Source organism: Kitasatospora sp. NPDC127035 (genome assembly GCF_042726075.1).
Lineage (GTDB): Bacteria > Actinomycetota > Actinomycetes > Streptomycetales > Streptomycetaceae > Kitasatospora.
Map to the genome: position 1 here is coordinate 1 of NZ_JBHXDN010000038.1, position 13,818 is coordinate 13,818.

Annotated in this window: 16 protein-coding genes; 8 read left to right on the forward strand and 8 right to left on the reverse strand. The window is 73.4% G+C overall.

Features of this window, described 5'->3' with window-relative positions:
- Positions 1-350 (reverse strand): ATP-binding cassette domain-containing protein (locus ACFWIC_RS24540; protein WP_380520022.1); only part of this gene is annotated, 350 nt, incomplete at its 3' end.
- A gap of 11 nt (positions 351-361) precedes the next feature.
- The gene (locus tag ACFWIC_RS24545) at positions 362-1,027 is read right to left on the reverse strand and encodes a DUF4097 family beta strand repeat-containing protein (protein ID WP_380520023.1); all 666 of its coding nucleotides are present in this window, start codon (positions 1,025-1,027) and stop codon (positions 362-364) included.
- Between the two features lie 221 nt (positions 1,028-1,248).
- Here ACFWIC_RS24545 and ACFWIC_RS24550 point away from each other — a divergent pair, with 221 nt between their 5' ends.
- Positions 1,249-1,983, forward strand: coding sequence for a helix-turn-helix domain-containing protein (locus ACFWIC_RS24550; protein WP_329952934.1), 735 nt, complete (start codon positions 1,249-1,251; stop codon positions 1,981-1,983).
- 223 nt (positions 1,984-2,206) lie between these two features.
- On the opposite strand, the gene ACFWIC_RS24555 is transcribed toward ACFWIC_RS24550, so the two are convergent.
- Complete coding sequence (locus ACFWIC_RS24555; RefSeq protein WP_329952935.1) at positions 2,207-2,656, reverse strand: VOC family protein; 450 nt, start codon at positions 2,654-2,656, stop codon at positions 2,207-2,209.
- 132 nt (positions 2,657-2,788) lie between these two features.
- Between ACFWIC_RS24555 and ACFWIC_RS24560 the strand changes: the two genes are divergently transcribed.
- Positions 2,789-3,712: a DUF4231 domain-containing protein gene (locus tag ACFWIC_RS24560; RefSeq protein WP_329883247.1), complete on the forward strand. Its 924-nt coding sequence runs from the start codon at positions 2,789-2,791 to the stop codon at positions 3,710-3,712.
- 126 nt (positions 3,713-3,838) lie between these two features.
- On the opposite strand, the gene ACFWIC_RS24565 is transcribed toward ACFWIC_RS24560, so the two are convergent.
- A complete protein-coding gene (locus ACFWIC_RS24565) occupies positions 3,839-4,237 on the reverse strand; it encodes a VOC family protein (RefSeq protein ID WP_329952936.1) in 399 nt (132 codons plus the stop codon).
- Between the two features lie 176 nt (positions 4,238-4,413).
- On the opposite strand from ACFWIC_RS24565, the gene ACFWIC_RS24570 reads away from it, so the two are divergent.
- Both ACFWIC_RS24570 and ACFWIC_RS24575 read left to right on the forward strand, forming a co-directional pair.
- Positions 4,414-4,848, forward strand: a complete 435-nt coding sequence (locus tag ACFWIC_RS24570) for a MarR family transcriptional regulator (protein ID WP_329883249.1) — start codon at positions 4,414-4,416, stop codon at positions 4,846-4,848.
- An 86-nt stretch (positions 4,849-4,934) separates the two neighbouring features.
- Complete coding sequence (locus tag ACFWIC_RS24575; protein ID WP_380520024.1) at positions 4,935-6,566, forward strand: MFS transporter; 1,632 nt, start codon at positions 4,935-4,937, stop codon at positions 6,564-6,566.
- Between the two features lie 64 nt (positions 6,567-6,630).
- Here the strand turns inward: ACFWIC_RS24575 and ACFWIC_RS24580 are convergent, their stop codons facing one another.
- Complete coding sequence (locus ACFWIC_RS24580) at positions 6,631-7,149, reverse strand: GNAT family N-acetyltransferase (protein WP_329952937.1); 519 nt, start codon at positions 7,147-7,149, stop codon at positions 6,631-6,633.
- A 45-nt stretch (positions 7,150-7,194) separates the two neighbouring features.
- On the opposite strand from ACFWIC_RS24580, the gene thpR reads away from it, so the two are divergent.
- Positions 7,195-7,782 carry an RNA 2',3'-cyclic phosphodiesterase gene (thpR, locus tag ACFWIC_RS24585; RefSeq protein ID WP_380520025.1) on the forward strand — a complete coding sequence of 196 codons (588 nt, stop codon included), beginning with the start codon at positions 7,195-7,197 and terminating at the stop codon, positions 7,780-7,782.
- 109 nt (positions 7,783-7,891) lie between these two features.
- On the opposite strand, the gene ACFWIC_RS24590 is transcribed toward thpR, so the two are convergent.
- A complete protein-coding gene (locus ACFWIC_RS24590; RefSeq protein ID WP_329952939.1) occupies positions 7,892-8,557 on the reverse strand; it encodes a TetR/AcrR family transcriptional regulator in 666 nt (221 codons plus the stop codon).
- Positions 8,558-8,641: 84 nt separating this feature from the next.
- On the opposite strand from ACFWIC_RS24590, the gene ACFWIC_RS24595 reads away from it, so the two are divergent.
- Positions 8,642-9,466: an SDR family oxidoreductase gene (locus ACFWIC_RS24595; RefSeq protein WP_329952940.1), complete on the forward strand. Its 825-nt coding sequence runs from the start codon at positions 8,642-8,644 to the stop codon at positions 9,464-9,466.
- 218 nt (positions 9,467-9,684) lie between these two features.
- On the opposite strand, the gene serC is transcribed toward ACFWIC_RS24595, so the two are convergent.
- On the reverse strand, positions 9,685-10,803 hold the full coding sequence (serC, locus tag ACFWIC_RS24600) for a phosphoserine transaminase (RefSeq protein ID WP_329883254.1): 1,119 nt from the start codon (positions 10,801-10,803) through the stop codon (positions 9,685-9,687).
- Between the two features lie 276 nt (positions 10,804-11,079).
- Complete coding sequence (locus ACFWIC_RS24605; RefSeq protein ID WP_329883255.1) at positions 11,080-12,180, reverse strand: citrate synthase 2; 1,101 nt, start codon at positions 12,178-12,180, stop codon at positions 11,080-11,082.
- A 416-nt stretch (positions 12,181-12,596) separates the two neighbouring features.
- On the opposite strand from ACFWIC_RS24605, the gene pdxH reads away from it, so the two are divergent.
- Both pdxH and ACFWIC_RS24615 read left to right on the forward strand, forming a co-directional pair.
- Positions 12,597-13,229, forward strand: coding sequence for a pyridoxamine 5'-phosphate oxidase (gene pdxH / locus ACFWIC_RS24610; protein WP_329883362.1), 633 nt, complete (start codon positions 12,597-12,599; stop codon positions 13,227-13,229).
- 246 nt (positions 13,230-13,475) lie between these two features.
- On the forward strand, positions 13,476-13,655 hold the full coding sequence (locus tag ACFWIC_RS24615; RefSeq protein ID WP_380520026.1) for a hypothetical protein: 180 nt from the start codon (positions 13,476-13,478) through the stop codon (positions 13,653-13,655).
- Positions 13,656-13,818: the final 163 nt, after the last annotated feature.

Sequence of the window (13,818 nt, forward strand, 5' to 3'; positions counted from 1 at the left end):
GCGATCCGTCGTCCCTCCTGCTTGGGGAGGTGGTGGAGGTCGGCCATGAGGAGCATGTTCTCCTCGCCGGTGATGAGGCCGTCGACGGCGGAGAACTGGCCGGTGACGCCGATGGCGGCGCGTACCGCCTGCGGGGCGGCCGTCAGGTCGTGGCCCGCGATCCGGGCCTGCCCGCCGTCGGCACCGATGAGCGTGGAGAGGATCTTGACGACGGTGGTCTTGCCGGCGCCGTTCGGGCCCAGCAGGGCGAAGACCGTTCCTTCGGGGACGGCCAGGTCGATGCCGTCGAGCACGGTCTTGTCGCCGTAGGACTTGCGCAGCCCGTTCGCCGCGATGGCCAGGTCGGTCATGTCGATGCTCCTTAGAGGCTGCGGGCGGTGATGTCGCCGTGGCCGGTGGTCGCGTGGACGGTCAGGTCGGCGGCGCCGTCGGCGTTCCGGAGTGCGTTGTGGATCCGGCCGTGGCCGGTGCCGGCGTCCAGGGCGGCGGAGACTCCGCGGGCGGCGCCGACCTCGATCCCGCCGGCCTCGGTGCGCAGCGTGACGGTGCCCTGGACGGCCTCGGTGATCCGGATGTCGCCCTTGCGGGTGCTGATCTCGGCGGGGCCGCCGAGGCGGGTGACCGAGATGTCGCCGGCGAGGAGGGTGAGGTGGGCGCCGGCGGTCTCGTCGAGTTCGACCGAGCCGTGGGAGAGCTCGACGGTGACGTCGCCGAGGCGTCCGGTGCTGCGGAGTTCGGCGGTGGCGGCCTTGGCGTCGACGCGAGAGCCGGCGGGCAGGTGAACGGTCACCTCGACGTGGCCGGAGGAGCCGAGGAGCCGGTTGTCGGCCGAGGTCCGGATCCGCAGGGCGCCGTCGGCGTACTCGACGGTGGTCTGCTCGGCGGCCTTCACGTCGCGGCTCTTCGAGGGGTCGGCGGGGAGGATCGCGACCGTGGTGTCGGCCCGGTCGGCGGCGATGAGCCGGATGCGTCCTGCGGGGATGTCGAGGACGGTGGCGACCGGGGCGGGGGTGTCGAACTTCTGCATGATGCTGTCCTTCGGCTTGTCGTTTCTGACGATGGAAAAGCTACGTTGCTTTCCAAGTATCGGCAACAAGCTCGTTGCGCAGAAATCCTATTGATGCAGGTAGAAGGCTTGAGATCGTTGCGAAGGCTTCGAATCAAATGCAACGATCGCCAGCGGGTGCGTTGCAATGATTTGGATGTGAACGCTATGCTGGGGCATCACCGACCATGAAGGAGGCCGCGATGCCGGGAGGCAGGCTCACCCAGCAGGAACGCCAGCAGATCGCGTCGGGGGTGGCCGACGGGCTCGCCTACGCGGAGATCGCCAGGCGCCTCGACCGCCCTACCTCGACCGTTACGCGCGAGGTGATGCGCAACGGCGGCCCCACCGCCTACCGGGCCGACCTGGCCCACCGCGCCACCGAACGCCGCGCCCACCGGCGCACGCCGACCGCCCCCCGGGGCGCGCAGGAGCCCGCGCAGGCCCACGGCCGCGACGCCGAGGCGGTGCGCGAGTACGAGGAGACGTTCACCACCGTCCTGATGGCTTCGGGCATGCCCAAGATGATGTCGCGGGTGATGGCCTGTCTCACCCTCACCGACACGGGCAGCCTCACCGCGTCCGAACTCGCCCAGCGCCTCCAGGTCAGCCCGGCGTCCGTCTCCAAGGCGGTCACGTTCCTCGACAGCCAGGGCCTCGTCCGCCGGGAGCGCGACGAACGCCGGCGCGAGCGCTACGTCGTCGACGACGACGTCTGGTACCAGACGATGATCGCCAGCGCCCGCGCCACCGCCCAACTCGTCGAGATCGCACGGCAGGGTGTCGGCATCCTCGGCGCCGACACCCCGGCCGCGGCGCGCCTGGAGAACATCGCCCGCTTCGTCGACTTCGTCAGCGAGAGCATCACCCGGGCCGCCGAGCAGGCCCGCGAGATCCTCCACACGCGGGTCGAGCCGGGGGCGGGCGGTACGACCTGAGGGCCCGGCTCGCGCCGCACGGCCCGGCCGGTGTCGAGCGGGCTCGGCCGGTGTCGAGCGGGCCGGCCGGTCGGCCCTCGGTGAACCGCACGGAACGCGGAGAGCCGCAGCCGACCGGCGGTGCGCCTGCGGCTCTCGTCCGGTCCGACGCTCCCGCGGCAGAGCCTGCGGGGCGGGCGGATCGCCCCCGCGGCCGCACCGGAGCTCGCCCGGCGGACAGGCTCTAGTGGACGCAGAACTCGTTGCCCTCGGGGTCCTGCATGACGACCCACGAACCGGCGGGTTCGTCGACGCGGGTGAGGACGGTGGCGCCGAGGGCCCGGAGGCGCTCGACGGCGTCGTCGCGGGTGCCGGGCTCCGGATGCACGTCGAGGTGAAGGCGGTTCTTGCCCTGCTTCGGTTCGGGGACCTGCTGGAAGAGGAGGCGGCGGCCGAGCCCGGTGTCGGTGGCCGGGTCGTGCGGGTCCTCGGGGTGGCGGACGGCGGCCAGGGTGCGCCAGGCGTGGCGGCCCCCGACCTCGGTGACGAGGTCGGGGCCGGCGGCTCCGGCGGCCAGCAGGCGGTCGATCAGGGCGCTGTGGTCCTCGACCGTGTAGTCGAGGGCGGCGGCCCAGAAGGCGGCCTGGCGGTGCGGGTCGGCACAGTCGATGACGAGCTTCCAGTGCAGTGGCATGTAACCGGTTATACCGGTAATCATGGGTGACGGGCAATCACCGTTCGGCGCGGGGTGTCAAAAAGGTGGCCGTGTAGGGCAGTTGGTGGAGGGAATACTGGCTGGACGGAGAGCGGGGAGGGGGATCGGCTGATGGTGCGAGAAGACCCGCCGGCGGGGGTGGAGGCGCAGTTGCTGCCGGAGCTGTTCCGGACGGCGGACCGGGCGTCCCTGGAGGGGCAGCAGCAGACACTGCGCTGGTACCGGGGCCTGATCGGGATGCTGGTGCTCGCGGCCGCGGTCGGGGCGCTGCCCGGTCCGGACGATCCGGACGAGGGCAGCCTCGTCCCGCTCTTCTCGGTGGTGGCGTTCCTGATCGCGGGCTATTTCTGGTCACGGCTTCGCCGAAGCAACCCGCAGGGGCGGTGGTACGAGGCGCGGGCGGCGGCCGAGTCGGTGAAGACGCTGGCCTGGAAGTACTCCGTACGGGCCGGGCCGTTCGAGGGTGACGCGGATTCGGCCGACGTCGACCGGGGCTACCTGCTCCAGATGGAGGACGTGCTGCGGGCGTTCGAGGACCCGGAGATCGTGCCGCCGGGGACGGCGGCCGAGATCACGCCGGAGATGCGCCGGGTGCGGGCGGAGTCGCTGACGGCCCGGCGGACGCTGTACCTGCGCACCCGGGTGGAGGGGCAGCGGACGTGGTACCGCTCGCGGGCCGAGTCCTGCGAGTCGCAGGCGGTCACCTGGGGGCTGGGCATCGCGACGCTGATCATCATCGGCGCCGCCGCGGCGATCGCGCAGGCGACCGGCGCACTGCAGGTGCACGTCTTCGGGGCGAGCTCGGCGGCGGCCGCGTCGATCATCGCCTGGACCCAGCTGAAGCAGCTCCGCCCGCTGGCGGCCGCGTACCAGCTGGCGGCGCGCGAGCTGGAGAACGTCGGCAACCAGCTCTCCGACCTCGACGTGCGGGCTCCGGACGCCGAGCAGCGCTGGGCCCGGCTGGCGGCCGAGGCGGAGGACGCGGTGTCGCGCGAGCACACCACCTGGCGTGCGCGCCGGGCCTTCCCGCGCTGACGGGGCCGCCGGCCGGACGGACGCGGGAGGCGCGGGAGGCAGGAGAAGGGCGAGGGGCCCGGCCGCGTCGGCGGCGGGCCCCGTCGGCGTGCGCGGGCGGCGGTCCGGCGGGGGTCGCCGGCGCGGTCAGGAGTCCAGGGGCGCTAGACCGAACGGGTGGCCGGCCGGGTCGATCAGGACCTTGAGCGTCCGGCCGTGCTGGTACGTGGGCTCGGTCGCGCCGAGGGCCAGCGCGCGGGCGGTGGTCGCCTCCAGGTCGTCGACGTAGAAGTCCAGGTGGAAGTGCTTGCCGCCGTCCGGCTCGGTCCAGGGCTCCGGCCGGTAGCCGTTGACGCGCCCGAAGCCGAGCGGGCTGCCGCCCTCCGGGTTGTCCAGGATCGCGAACCGCTCGTCCGCGTGCCGCGTCTCCCACCCGAGCAGCTCACCGTAGAAGGCGGCCAGCGCGACCGGGTCGGCGCAGTCGATGGTGACCATGGCGAGCCGGGCGAAGCCGGTGTCGTTCTGCTCGGTGGCGAGGTCGGACATGGTCTGGTCGGCCCTTCTCCTGAGGGGTGGGTGGGTACCCGTGCTTCCAGCATCGCGCTCGGCGCGGCCCACGGCACGGCGGGCCGGACCGCGAGCCGGCCCCGGGCGGGGTGGTGGACGGCAGGAGGGCGGGAAACCGGTTTTCTTTAGCGAGAGTAATGACGTAGGCTAAGGACATGCCCGAGATGTCCGAGCAGGACCTCGTAGCCATCAGTCAGCTGCGATCGTCCGCCATGCGCCTCTCCCGTCGCCTGCGTCACCAGCGGGTCGAGGAGTCGCTCAGCCCTACCGAGATCGGAGTGCTGGGCACCCTCGCACGGTGCGGGAAGGCCACACCGGGTGAGCTCGCCCGGAAGGAGCACGTACAGCCGCCCTCGATGACCAGGATCGTCGCGATGCTGGAGGAGAAGGGCCTCGTGCGGCGAGAGCCGCACCCGGAGGACCGCCGTCAGGTGGTCGTCAGCAGTACCGAACAGGCCGAGACGATCCTGGCGGAGAGCCGAAGCCGCCGGAACGCCTGGCTCGCCGAGCTCGCCGAGGGGCTCGACGAGGAGGAATGGGCCGTCCTGCGCGAGGCCGCGCCCGTGCTCTACAAGCTCGCACACCTCTAGGCACCGCCGTTCCGGTCAGCCGCCGGAGGACGAAGGAGAACCGCATCACCGCAGGACCGACCACCGAAACCAGGAGCGCGACGGCCATGCCACGGGCCGTCGCGCCGCGAGGGGAGACCACCGTGACACCGCCGGCCGCAGCCAGCGCCGCCATCCGCACCGACGACCACCGGACCGCCGACCCCGCCGCAGCGGGCGCCGCGGCAGCCGACGCCCAGGCACCCGCCCCGACGGGGCTGCCGGGCAACGGCGACGACGACCCCGACGAACGCACCGCGGCGGAGGACCCCGCCGCTCCCGGCCGCGCCCACCCGGCGCCCGCCGCCACCCCTCCCGCGGCGCGCCCCGCGCGGCCCCTCTCCGAGGCCACGCCTCCCACGGCGGAGGCCGACGCACCGGCCGGTGCCCGTTTCACCCGGCCCGGGGGGATGTTCTCCTCCCTGCGCGTCCGCAACTACCGCTACTACTTCGCCGGTCAGGTGGTGTCCAACACCGGTACCTGGATGCAGCGGATCGCCCAGGACTGGCTGGTGCTCAGCCTCACCGGCAGCCCGCTCGCCGTCGGCATCACCACCGCCATGCAGTTCCTGCCGATGCTGCTGCTCGGCCTGTTCGGCGGGGTGCTCGCGGACCGGATGCCCAAGCGCCGGCTGCTGATCTTCACCCAGGGGGCGATGGGCCTGCTCGCCGCCGGCCTCGCCGTGCTGACCGTCGGCGGCGTCGTGACCCCGTACTACGTGTACGTCTTCGCGCTGCTGCTCGGCCTGGTCACCGTGGTGGACAACCCGACCCGGCAGGCCTTCGTCTCCGAGATGGTCGGCCCGAAGGACCTCGCCAACGCGGTCAGCCTGAACGCCGCCAACTTCCAGACCGCCCGGCTGGTCGGCCCCGCCGTGGCGGGCCTGCTGATCGCCGCGGTCGGCAGCGGCTGGGCGTTCGCGGTGAACGCGCTCTCCTTCGCCGCCGTGATCGGCGGGCTGCTCGCCATGCGGCCGGGCGAACTGCGCCCGACCGCGCCGATCGCCCGTGAGAAGGGCCAGCTGCGCGAGGGCCTGCGGTACGTGAAGGAGCGGCCGGAACTGCTCTGGCCCATGGTGCTGGCCGGGTTCATCGGCACCTTCGGATTCAACTTCCCGACGCTGCTCTCCGGCTTCGCGACCGACACCTTCCACGTCGGCGCCGGGCAGTACGGCCTGCTGAACACCGCGATGGCGGTCGGCTCGCTGACCGGCGCGCTGATCGCGGCCCGGCGCGGCGCGCCCAGGCTGCGCCGGCTGGTGGGCGCCGCGCTGGCCTTCGGCCTGCTGGAGGTGGTGGCCGCGTTCGCGCCCGGCTACTGGACCTTCGCCGCGCTGCTCACCCTGATCGGCGTGTTCGGGCTGAGCTTCAACACCTCGGTCAACGCCGCGCTCCAGCTGGCCACCGAGCCCGCGATGCGCGGCCGGGTGATGGGCCTGCTGGTGCTGGTGTTCACCGGTGGCACGCCGATCGGCGCGCCGATCGTCGGCTGGGTCACCGCCTCGTACGGGCCCCGGCTCGGGCTGCTGGCCTGTGGACTGGTCTCGGCCCTGGCGGCCGGTGTGGTCGGCCTGGTGCTGGCCCGCAGCGCCGACCTGCGGCTCCGCTTCGCCCTGCACCCGGGGCACGGCGGCCGGGTGGTGGCCCTCGTGCCACGCACCGCGGCGCCGGCCAAGTCCGAGCTCGCCGCCGCCTGCTGACGCCGCACCGGCCCGGACCCGCGGAGGGGGCCGGGCCGGCGGCGGACTGGGCCGGGCCGGCGGCTCAGACCCTGATCGCGAGGATCTGGCCCTGCCAGGGGCCGGCCGGCTGCTCGACCTCGAAGGACTCCGTCTCGGTGAAGCCGAGCGCCCGGTACTGGCCGACCAGCTTGCGGTCGCCCCCGGCGAAGCAGTCCACCCGGAGCAGGCCGATGCCCCGGCGGCGGGTCTCCTCGATCGCGTCGGCGATCAGCGCGGCGCCGATCCCCGAGCCCTTCCGGGACCGGTCGGTCACCAGGTTGCGGATGTACACCTCGGGCTCGTCCACCGGGGTGGCGTAGTCGGGCCGCTCCTCGGAGAGGACGCAGGAGCCGACCGCCCGGCCGTCGTCGGCCACCGCGAGCCGGATCAGGTACGGCTCGGCGCCGTACTTCGCGATGTGCTCCACCCTGGCCTGGGTGCCGCTGAACGAGTGACTGCCCCACTGCCGCGTCCGGCCCTGGGAGGCGAGCCAGGCGACGGCGCCGTCGAGCAGGGCGAGGATGTCGGGGATGTCCTCGGGACCCCCGTTGCGGATCTTCATGAAAACCGTTCTAGCCCAAACCGTCGTGCGCGGGAAGATGGCCCCATGAGGCTCTTTGTGGCGGTGCTGCCGCCGGTGGAGGCATTGCAGGGGCTGGTCGACGCGGTGGCGCCGGTGCGCGAGCTGCCCGGGGCCGACCGGCTCCGCTGGACGGGGGTCGAGGGCTGGCACCTGACGCTGGCGTTCCTCGGTGAGGTGCCGGTCGAGCGGGTGCCGGAGCTCGAAACGGGTCTGGCCGGGGTGGCCGAGGTGCACGCGGCGCACCCGCTGCGGCTGGCCGGCGCCGGCCGGTTCGGGGACCGGGTGCTCTGGGCCGGGGTGGAGGGCCGGACCTGGGCGCTGCGCCGGCTGGCCGAAGCGGTGAACGACGCCACCGCCGGGGTGGTGGGTGAGGTGGACGCGTTCAGCTTCCACCCGCATCTGACCCTGGCCCGGGCCGGCTCGACGCGCGGGCACCGGCGGGCGGTGCAGCGGGCGGCGGCGGCGGAGCTGGACGGGCTGGCACTGGCGCTCGGGGAGTACCGGGGGCCGGAGTGGGAGGCCGCCGAGCTGCACCTGATGAAGAGCGGGCAGGACGGCGGGTTCGCGCACTACGAGACGGTCCGCTCCTGGCCGCTGGCCCGCTGGAGCTGAGAGCCGGACGGCGGGCCCGGTTCCCGCAGGCCGGGGCAGGCCGGAACCGGGCGGGCCGGGCCTACCGGGGCAGGCCGGAACCGGGCGGGCCGGGGCCGAGGGGGCCCGGTCAGGGCCACACGCGCATCGCGTCGGCGGCGACCCGCTCCAGCTCGGCGCGGGTCGCGCCGTCGCGGGCGCGCTGCGACATGCCCTGGACCACGGTCGCGGTGAACTGGGCCAGCGCCGCCGGGTCGGCCCCGGCGGGCTCGTGCCCGGCCGCGACGTCGGCCCGGATCAGCGACTCCAGGGCCCGGACGTTGGCGTTGCGCAGCGCCCGGACGGCCTCGACCACCTCCGGCGAGGTGCAGTTGACCGTCGAGCTGATCAGCAGGCAGCCCCACGGGTGGTCGGGGTCGGTGGCCTCGGCGGCGGCCTCGCGCAGCATCCGGGCCACCCCCGCCCGGGCGGTGGGCTCCTCGGCGAGCGCGCGGGCGGAGTAGGCGCCGTGGCTCTCCCGGTAGCGGGCGACCACCTCGTCGAAGAGCGCGCGCTTGTCGCCGAAGGCGGCGTAGAGGCTCGGCGGGCGGATGCCCATGACGGCGGTGAGGTCGGCAACCGAGGTCGCCTCGTAGCCGCGTTCCCAGAACAGTCGCAACGCCTGCTCCAGGGCGGCCTCACGGTCGAAGGAGCGGGGCCGGCCGCGCTGCGCGGCGCCGGCCCGGGCGCCGGCGGTCGGTGCGGCGCCCGCTCCCGTCGTGGTGGTGCCGCTCTTCGCGCTGCTCGTCGTCGCCATGGGGTGATTCTATATCGACCACTACAGAAGGCGTGCTAGGGTTCCTTTCATTAGCGACCGCTACATAAATGGGAGGGCGTAGCCATGGGGACGTCGACGGGCAGGCTGGCGGGGAGGACGGCGCTGGTCACGGGCGGCAGCCGGGGCATCGGGCGGGGGATCGCCGAGCGGCTGGGGCGGGACGGCGCCCTGGTCGCCGTCCACTACGGACGGAACGCGGCGGCGGCCGAGGAGGTCGTCAAGACGATCGAGCACGCCGGCGGCCGGGCCTTCGCGGTCGGTGCCGAGCTGGGCGTCCCCGGCGACGCCGAAGCGCTCTGGGCCGCCTTCGACGCGGGGCTGGCAGGGCAGAGGGCGGCGGGGGAAGGGGCAGAAGGCCGGGGGCCGGCCGGGCAGGGGGCGGCGGGCAGCCTGGACATCCTGGTCAACAACGCCGGGATCGGCCAGTACGGGCGGATCCACGAGGTGGCCGAGGCCGACTTCGACAAGGTGTTCGCGGTCAACGCGCGGGCGCCGTTCTTCGTCGTCCGGCACGGCCTGGAGCGGCTGCGCGACGGCGGCCGGATCGTCAACGTCTCCTCCGGCGTCACCCGGGTGGCGTTCCCGACGGCGATCGCCTACGCGATGACCAAGGGAGCGCTGAACACCCTGACGCTCACCCTCGCCGAGGAGCTGGGACCGCGCGGGATCACCGTCAACGCGGTGCTGCCGGGCGTGGTCGCCACGGACGTCAACCCCTGGCTGGACGACCCGCGGGCGCGCGCCCGGGTCGCCGCCTACTCGGCCTTCGACCGGGTCGGCGAGGCGTCCGACGTGGCGGACGTCGTCGCGTTCCTCGCCTCCGACGACGCCCGCTGGGTCACCGGCCAGAACCTGGACGCGAGCGGGGGGTCCAACCTCGGCGTCTGACCGCCGGCGGGCCGGGGGTACGCTCGTTGACCGTGGATCCCAAGACTCGTATGCGTATCGTGACCGGAGCCCTGGTGCTGCTGCTGGTCGTCGTGCTGATCAGCTCACTGGTCGGCCAGTAGCGTCCCCGGCGAGGGGGCCGCAGACGTCCCCGGAGAACGGGAAGGGCCACCGCCCGGAGGCGGTGGCCCTTCGTCCGTCGTGCCGACCGGTCGGGATCAGAGCTGTCCGACCACGTAGTCGATGCAGGCGGTGAGCGCCTCGACGTCGGCCGGGTCGACGGCCGGGAACATCGCGACGCGCAGCTGGTTGCGGCCCAGCTTGCGGTACGGCTCGGTGTCGACGATGCCGTTGGCACGCAGTGCCTTGGCGACGGCGGCGGCATCCACGGCGTCGTCGAAGTCGATCGTGCCGACCACCTGCGAACGCTCGTCCGGGTTCGCCACGAACGGGCTGGCGAACGAGGACTTCTCGGCCCAGCCGTACAGGCGGGACGAGGAATCAGCCGTACGGGCGACGGCCCAGTCGAGCCCGCCGTTGCCGTTGAGCCACTCCAGCTGGTCGGCCAGGAGGAACAGGGTGGCGATCGACGGGGTGTTGTACGTCTGGTCCTTCGACGAGTTGTCGATGGCCGTCGGCAGGTCGAAGAACGGCGGGATGTAGCGGCCGGAGCCGGCGATCTCGGCGGCGCGCTCCAGCGCGGCCGGGGAGAAGGTCGCCAGCCAGAGGCCGCCCTCGGCGGCGAAGGACTTCTGCGGGGCGAAGTAGTAGACGTCGGTCTCGGTGATGTCCACCGGCAGGCCGCCGGCACCCGAGGTGGCGTCCACCAGGACCAGCGAGCCCTGGTCGCCGCCGGCCGGACGCGCGATGGGCATCGCGACACCGGTCGAGGTCTCGTTGTGGGTGAGCGCGTAGACGTCCACGCCCGCCTCGGCGACCGGCAGCGGGTGGGTGCCCGGGGCGGTCTTGATCACGCTCGGCTCGGCGAGCCACGGCGCGGCCTTGACCGAGGAGGCGAACTTGGAGGAGAACTCACCGAAGTCGAGGTGCTGGGACTTCTCCCGCACCAGGCCGAAAGCCGCGATGTCCCAGAAGGCGGTGGACCCGCCGTTGCCGAGGACCACCTCGTACCCCTCGGGGAGGGAGAAGAGGCTGCTCACGCCCTCGCGCACGCGCTTGACCAGGTTCTTGACCGGGGCCTGGCGGTGCGAGGTGCCGAGCAGGGAGGTCTCGGTGGCGGCGAGGGCACTCAGGGCCTCGGGGCGCACCTTGGACGGGCCGCAGCCGAAACGGCCGTCTGCGGGCTTGATGTCAGCGGGGATCTGGATCTGAGCCACGGGCGGCAGCCTACCGGCCGGGTCGACCGGGAATCGACGGGAGTCCGCCCGCTGAGATGCGATCTTCCCGGCCGCGAGCTGCGGAAACAGCGGGTCCGGTCGGTACCGGACCCGCTGTTTCGCAGGGGCTCAGTTCAGGGCGGTCGGGGTGGCCGGGGGGCGTGCAGGGCGCGCGGTGCACGCGGGGCGCGGAGTGCCCCGCGCCGTGAGCGGCGGAATCAGCCGGCTCGGCGGCCCGGCGGCCCGGCGGCCTGGTGGCCTGGCGGCCTGGCGGACTCAGCGGGCGATGGCCTCGTAGCCCTCGATGTCGTGGGGGCTGCGCGGGTTGGGGCCGATGTAGCGCGCGGCGGGGCGCACGAGCCGGCCCGTGCGCTTCTGCTCCAGGATGTGCGCCGACCAGCCGGCGGTCCGGGCACAGGTGAACATCGAGGTGAACATGTGTGCGGGGACCTCGGCGAAGTCCAGCATGATGGCGGCCCAGAACTCGACGTTGGTGGCCAGCACACGGTCCGGACGGCGGTTGTGCAGCTCCTCCAGCGCAGCCTTCTCCAGCGCCTCGGCGACCTCGAAGCGCGGCGCGCCGAGCTCCTTGGCGGTGCGGCGCAGCACGCGGGCACGCGGGTCCTCGGCGCGGTAGACGCGGTGGCCGAAGCCCATCAGGCGCTCGCCCTTGTCCAGCGCGTTCTTGACCCAGGTGGTGGCGTCGCCGGTGCGCTCGATCTCCTCGATCATGCCGAGCACCCGGGACGGCGCGCCGCCGTGCAGCGGGCCGGACATCGCGCCGACCGCGCCGGAGAGGGCGGCCGCGACGTCGGCGCCGGTGGAGGCGATGACGCGGGCGGTGAAGGTGGAGGCGTTCATGCCGTGCTCGGCGGCGGACGTCCAGTAGGCGTCGATGGCCTTGACGTGCTTCGGGTCGGGCTCGCCCCGCCAGCGGATCATGAACCGCTCGACGACCGTCTCGGCCTTGTCGATCTCGCTCTGCGGGACCATCGGCAGACCCTGGCCGCGGGCGGACTGGGCCACGTAGGAGAGGGCCATGACGGCGGCGCGCGCGAGGTCGTCGCGGGCCTGCTCGGCGTCGATGTCCAGCAGCGGCTTGAGGCCCCAGACCGGGGCGAGCATGGCGAGGGCGGACTGCACGTCCACCCGGATGTCGCCGGAGTGGACGGGGATCGGGAAGGGTTCGGCGGCCGGCAGGCCGGGGTTGAACTTGCCGTCGACCAGCAGGCCCCAGACATGGCCGAAGGAGACGTGGCCGACCAGGTCGTCGATGTCGACGCCTCGGTACCGCAGGGCGCCGCCTTCACGGTCGGGTTCGGCGATCTCGCTCTCGAAAGCGACGACACCTTCGAGCCCGGGTACGAAGTCGGACATGCACGGCTCCTTCAGTTCTGCGATCGGCGGGCCGCCGTGGTGGGGAGGCACGCCTGTGACCGAATGGTGGTTGGCACTCGGTGCCAGGGTGACAGGCACGGGGTGCATTACGCCATACACCACCGTGCTGATGTTTTCCGGGGGCCCGCTTGACTTTTCGCCCGAAGACCGGTCGTGTCCGGCGAATCTCCGGAACCGCGGCCCAGATTCCGGACAAATCACCGTACGACGGGCGGCCGAACGGTGGCGAGTCACCTTATCTCCCACCGGGGTTTGTCCGGAGGTAGCGGTGCCGGTTGCTTGTCGTACGGGATGATGTTGACGTGCAGACCCCGGACCGCGCCCAGTCGACGCCCCTGACCCCCGTCACCCGGATCCTGGCCGACGAGGCCCGCCCCGGACCGGACCTCACCGTGATGCGCAAGCACTACGCGCACGAGGGACTGGTCGAGGAGCGGCTCGCCGCGGAGCCGGTCGCCCAGTTCACCCGGTGGTTCCACGACGCGGACGAGGCCGGGGTGGTGGAGCCCAACGCCATGGTGCTCTCCACCGCCGACGCCGAGGGGCGGCCCGGCTCGCGGACGGTCCTGCTCAAGGGCTTCGACGCCCGCGGCTTCGTCTTCTTCACCAACTACGGCTCGCGCAAGGGCACCGAGCTGGCCGCCAATCCGCACGCGGCGCTGCTCTTCCCGTGGATCGCGCTGGCCCGCCAGGTGATCGTCCAGGGCCGGGTGGAGAAGGTCGGCCGGGACGAGACCGCCGCCTACTTCCGGACGCGCCCGCACGGCTCGCAGCTCGGCGCCTGGGCCAGTGAGCAGTCCAGCCCGGTCGCCTCCCGCGAGGTGCTGGAGCAGCGGTACGCGGAGCTGGAGCGGCGCTACCCGGAGGGCGAGGGGGTGCCGGTGCCGCCGTTCTGGGGCGGCTACCGGGTGGTGCCGGAGATCGTCGAGTTCTGGCAGGGCCGGGAGAACCGGCTGCACGACCGGCTGCGCTACCTGGCCGACCCGGCCGCGCCGACCGGCTGGCGGGTGGAGCGGCTCTGCCCGTGAAGCCTGGCGGGCCGTACGAATGCCCGGACGTCCGCAGGGTGGGCGGTAGGGGCAGCGGGCGGCGGAGGGGCCGGCGGTCCTGGCGGGGTGCGGGCGTCGAGGTCCTGCGGACCCCGGTGGGGCGTGCGCCGGGGCGTGCTCCGCCGCGATCCGGCGGGCCCGGCGTTTGTCCGCCCGAGGGCCGGAATCGGCGGGTACCGTGGGGCGGACGGCATCGCCGCCGACTCCACGGAGAGGGTGAGCCACATGACGAACGAAACCCCCGCTGCTCCGACCCCGGCCTCCGAAGGCGCCCCCGGGCGCCCCACGCTCGGTCAGCTCGCCGACCACACCGACGACTTCCTCGTCGATCTGGTGCGCCGGGTCGGCCTGGCCCACGACCGGCCGGGCGCGCTCTCGCAGGCGGGCTTTCACTCCTCGATCTGACGGCCTGCGCGCAGGGCGCCGACCCGGCTCCCCGGCGGGGTCGGCCAACTCCGGCGGCGCCGTGCGGAAACCGGCAGGATGTGATCCGGTCCGGCCCGGATCACACTGGTGACGGCACGTCAACTCCACTACGGTGAACGGGTTCGCGGACCGGGCCGGGGGT

Coding starts and splice junctions, on each gene's coding strand:
- ACFWIC_RS24545 (WP_380520023.1), bottom strand. CDS start 1,027: ATGCAGAAGTTCGACACCCCCGCCCCGGTCGCCACCGTCCTCGACATC.
- ACFWIC_RS24550 (WP_329952934.1), top strand. CDS start 1,249: ATGCCGGGAGGCAGGCTCACCCAGCAGGAACGCCAGCAGATCGCGTCG.
- ACFWIC_RS24555 (WP_329952935.1), bottom strand. CDS start 2,656: ATGCCACTGCACTGGAAGCTCGTCATCGACTGTGCCGACCCGCACCGC.
- ACFWIC_RS24560 (WP_329883247.1), top strand. CDS start 2,789: ATGGTGCGAGAAGACCCGCCGGCGGGGGTGGAGGCGCAGTTGCTGCCG.
- ACFWIC_RS24565 (WP_329952936.1), bottom strand. CDS start 4,237: ATGTCCGACCTCGCCACCGAGCAGAACGACACCGGCTTCGCCCGGCTC.
- ACFWIC_RS24570 (WP_329883249.1), top strand. CDS start 4,414: ATGCCCGAGATGTCCGAGCAGGACCTCGTAGCCATCAGTCAGCTGCGA.
- ACFWIC_RS24575 (WP_380520024.1), top strand. CDS start 4,935: ATGCCACGGGCCGTCGCGCCGCGAGGGGAGACCACCGTGACACCGCCG.
- ACFWIC_RS24580 (WP_329952937.1), bottom strand. CDS start 7,149: ATGAAGATCCGCAACGGGGGTCCCGAGGACATCCCCGACATCCTCGCC.
- thpR (WP_380520025.1), top strand. CDS start 7,195: ATGAGGCTCTTTGTGGCGGTGCTGCCGCCGGTGGAGGCATTGCAGGGG.
- ACFWIC_RS24590 (WP_329952939.1), bottom strand. CDS start 8,557: ATGGCGACGACGAGCAGCGCGAAGAGCGGCACCACCACGACGGGAGCG.
- ACFWIC_RS24595 (WP_329952940.1), top strand. CDS start 8,642: ATGGGGACGTCGACGGGCAGGCTGGCGGGGAGGACGGCGCTGGTCACG.
- ACFWIC_RS24605 (WP_329883255.1), bottom strand. CDS start 12,180: ATGTCCGACTTCGTACCCGGGCTCGAAGGTGTCGTCGCTTTCGAGAGC.
- pdxH (WP_329883362.1), top strand. CDS start 12,597: ATGCGCAAGCACTACGCGCACGAGGGACTGGTCGAGGAGCGGCTCGCC.
- ACFWIC_RS24615 (WP_380520026.1), top strand. CDS start 13,476: ATGACGAACGAAACCCCCGCTGCTCCGACCCCGGCCTCCGAAGGCGCC.